The 4,177-nt window shown below is 71.8% G+C and carries 2 protein-coding genes; one reads left to right on the forward strand and one right to left on the reverse strand.

The features are described from left to right. A partial coding sequence (locus tag AB3X43_RS01475; protein ID WP_369428121.1) for an ATP-binding protein occupies positions 1-2,986 on the forward strand: 2,986 nt, incomplete at its 5' end. Here AB3X43_RS01475 and AB3X43_RS01480 read toward each other — a convergent pair. Further along, on the reverse strand, positions 2,976-4,177 hold a 1,202-nt coding region (locus AB3X43_RS01480), incomplete at its 5' end, for a hypothetical protein (RefSeq protein ID WP_369428122.1). The two genes, AB3X43_RS01475 and AB3X43_RS01480, sit on opposite strands and share 11 nt — an antisense overlap.

Genomic DNA, 4,177 nt, shown 5'->3' on the forward strand with positions numbered 1-4,177 from the left:
AGACAGGATGGAAGCCGAGTGGTACGCGGCGATGCTGGCCGACCTGCGGCAGGCCTACACCGAGGTGCTGGGCCGGCACGGCGGTACGGTCGTGCGCATCCAGGGGGACGGCGCGCTGGTGATCTTCGGCTATCCGGCGACGGGCGAGGACGACGCCCGCTGCGCGACGCAGGCGGTGCTGGAGCTGCACGCGGTCGTGCGGGCGATGGCGCCGGAGATCGGCACAGGAACGCGCGCCTCGCTGGCGCTGCACTCGGGCATCCATTCCGGGCTGGTGCTGATCGACGATGGGGATCTGGTGCGGGGCCGCTTCGAGCTGCTGGGCACCGTGCCGAACCTCGCCTCCCGGCTGTCGGACGAGGCCGGCCGGGACGAGATCCTGGTCAGCGAGGAGACGCTCGGGCCGGAGTTCCGTTATTTCGAGACCAGCCCGCTGCTGTATGTGCAGGTCAAGGGCCGAGCCGAGCCGCTGTCGGCCTACCGCATCCTCGGACGCGCTGGCGAAACAGGCCGTCAGCAGGCCCGGCGCCGACGCGGGCTGTTGCCCTTCATCGGCCGCAGTGACGTGCTGGAGGTGCTGGAGCAGCGGTTCGCGCAGACGCGACCAGGCCATCTGCACTGCATCCCGGTGCTGGGGGCGGCTGGCGTCGGCAAGACGCGACTGGTCGAGGAGTTCCTGGCGCGCCAGAGGCCTTTGGCGTGTCGCGTGGTGCGCGGCGACTGCGAGAGCGCGGCGAGCGCTGAACCGTTCCAGCCCTTCCTGCAGGTGCTGCGCGAGCTGTTCGCTCTGAGCCATGGCCAGGTTCCGGCCCTGGCTGTCGCGGAGATCGAACGCCGGCTTGACGAGATCGACCCGGCGCTCGCCGTGCACCGGGCGGTGTTGCTGCGTGCGCTGTCGCTGCCCGATCCGGCGGCGGTGTTCGGCACGCCGCCGCGGCGGCTGGTGGCCGACGCGCTGATCTCGGCCTTGTGTGATGTGTTCGCTGCACTGGCCGCGCGCCAGCCGCTGGTGTTGATGCTGGACGACTGGCAGTGGGCCGACGAGGCGTCGCGCCAGGCATTGACCGCCGTGCGGGCGATCGAAGGACGGCCGATCCTGGTGCTGATCACGGCCCGCGAGCTGGCACCGTCCGACCTCAACCTGCTCGGTGCCGAGGCGCTGCAGTTGCCGCCGTTCAGTGATGCCGAAGCCGTGCAGACGGTCCAGCACCTGCTGCCTGGCATCGACCCGTTCGAGGCGGCCAACATCCAGCGCTACGCGGGTGGCAATCCATTGTTCATCGAGGAGCTGTGCCACTCGATGGCGCAGGCGGATGGCGAGCACCCGGTCGGGCGCCCGCATGGCGGTGCGGCATGGCTGGACATCCTGATCGAGTCGCGGCTGTCGCGACTGCCGGCGGCCCAGATCGAGCTGCTGCGGGCTGCGGCCGTCATCGGCAATGTCGTGCCGACCTGGCTGCTGGAGGTGGTCACCGGCTGCGGCGCAGACCACCCGCTGGTGCGGGCGCTGGCCGAGTTCGACTTCATCTTCCCCGGCGAACGGGCCCAGACGCTGCGCTTCAAGCATGGCATCACCCGGGACGTGATCTACGACTCGGTCGGCATGCACGAGCGCCGCGCGATGCACCTGCGCATCGCCCAGGCCATCCAGCAGCACCGCCCGCCGGGCGATTCGGACGAGTCGCTGGAGGTGCTGGCCTACCACTACGGAGCGGCCGGTCAGACCGAGCTGGCTGCCCGGTTCGCGGAGCTGGCCGGCGACAAGGCCTTGGCGGCCTCGTCGCTGGACCGCGCCCGGCTGCAGTACCGTGCTGCGCTGGTCGCGCTCGACCAGCTGCCTTCGTCACGCGCGCTGCAGCTCTACTGGATCCGCCTGTCGCAGCGTCTCGCGCTGGCCTGCGTGTTCGATGCATCGCGGCAGGATCTGGTGCTGTTCCGGCGTGCGGTGGAACTGGCGGAAGTCCTCGGCGACGCCGGTGTGCAGGCCAAGGCGCTCTACTGGCTGGCCTATCTACACTACGCATTGGGCGAATCGCGTGTCTGCGTGATCCACGGCGAGCGGGCGCTGGCGCTGGCCCGCCAGGTCGGCGATGGACCGCTGGAGGTGCAGATCTGCGCCACGCTCGGGCAAGCGCTGGCGTCGTCGGCGGACTACGCGCCGGCGATCAGCCTGCTGCGCGAGGCGTCCGACATCAAGCGCCACCACCGCTCCGGCAACCGGCTCGCGGTCGGGCTGGCCTACACGCTGACCTGTCTGGCGGCGGTGCAGGGAGATCGGGGTGATTTTGTCCAGGCCAGTGCCCTGTTCGACGAGGCACTCGATGTCGTGCGTGACACGGTGCACGAGGTCGGTGCGTCGATCCGGGGCTGGCGGGCGGCTGTGTTGCTGTGGCAGGGGCGCTGGGAGGAGGCTCGCCAGACGGCGGCCGAGGCCTACCGGATCGGCGAGCAGGTGCGCAGCCTGTTCTCGTTCTCGATGAGCCGGGCGGCTGGTGGCTACGCGCAGTGGATGCTCGACGGATCGGATGCAGCGCTGCAGGGCGTGGTCGATGCCACGGCGTGGCTGGCGCCGCGCGAGGGCGGGTTGTTCGAGTCGCTCAACCACGGTTGGCTGACGGACGGTCTGGTCGGCGTGGGCCGGGTGTCTGAAGCGCGGGTCCACGCCGCGCGGGCGTTGCAGCGCGGGCGCCGGCGCGACCTGCTGGGCGGGGCGATGGCGGCGCGTGCCATGGCCTGGTCGGCGGCGATGTCCGGTGACCAGGCCCGTGCCGAGCGCGGGCTGGCGCAGGCCCTGCGCGTGGCGCACGTCCGCGACTCCGCCCATGAACGCGCGGTGACGCAGTGGACCGCCGCCCGGGTCGCCTGGACCTTCGACGCGCCGGCACGTGCTCGGCAATGGCTCGACCCGGCCGAGGCGGCGTTCGAGGCGATGGCCATGCCGTGGCACCTGGCACAGGCCCGGGCGCTGCGCACGCTCATCCGGTGAGCACCAGCGTGTTCGGCGATGCGGTGGCGCGCAGGGTGCCCGCGTCCAGCAGGGCGCCGAACAGCCCGAGCATCACGCCGATGCCCATGCTCAGGCCCGGGCAGGCGTGCAGCGGCGCGGTGTCGCCTGGCCAGTCGCCGGGCGTGCGGCTGCCGCCGAAGACGGTGTAGATGTCACGCACCCCTGCCGCCAGATCCGCCTGGGTGGCCGAGGCGATGCCGACGATCAGGCGGTCGCCTTCGCGGATGTCGAGGCCCGCCAGCGTGTGGTCCTCGCGCGCCGTGCGCCAGACCACTTCCGGGGTCGGGCGGGCCAGCAGGGCGTCCACCAGCGGCCTGCGCAGTGTGGCGTTGGCGAGCATGTAGCTGTGGGGCGCCGGGCCGTCGGCGTCGCGCAGCGCGGCCTGCAGGTCCCACAGGCTGCGGTCGCTCACCCAGCGGTAGAGGACGGTGCGCAGGTTGCCCAGCACGGTCGGACCGAAGCCCAGCATGATGCCGGTGACGGTGCGGCCGAGCAGATCCGCATTGGCAGCGGTGACCTGGCCGTCGCCGAGGGCCTGCACGATCTCCCGGGTCAGCGGACCGAAGGCCTCGGGCGGTGCCAGACGCAGGAACTCGGTCACCATCTCGCGCAGCAGGCGGCCCTGGTGGCGGCCATGCTGGCGCACCGACTCGCTGGGACGCGGCGAGAAGACGAACTTCGAGGCCGAGACGAAGTGCCCGGGGCAGGTGGGCGTGGTGTGTGACTCCGTGCTCCACGGGCCGACGGTCATGTAGTTGCCCGCCGGGTCTGGCAGGCCGAACCACAGTGTGCAGAGCTGCCCCAGCACGGTCTCGCACAGCTCCGGCAGATCGACCGGCACGCCGGCGGCGGCTTCCGGCGCCGGCAGTGCCGTGCGCAGGGTGTGCAGCAGCTGGGTGGTGAGGCGGTAGGTCTCGTCGTAGGCCTGGTCCTCGCGGATCTGCTCGACGGCCGCATTGACGGCCGGCGCCGTGCTGGCGTGGCCGGTGTCGCCGTCCTGGCCGAGGTAGCCCAGGCCGACCGAGGCGCGCATGCGCTCGCCGTAGCCGTGCACCGAGTAGTGCTGCCGGGGATCGAGGAACACCTCCATCACCGCGGCCTTGCTGCCGACCAGCACGCCGTAGTCGGTGCGCAGCACGCCGCCCGGCTGTGCCCGCACGGTGGCCCAGG

It is taken from the genome of Sphaerotilus sp. (assembly GCF_041083715.1).
GTDB lineage: Bacteria > Pseudomonadota > Gammaproteobacteria > Burkholderiales > Burkholderiaceae_C > Sphaerotilus.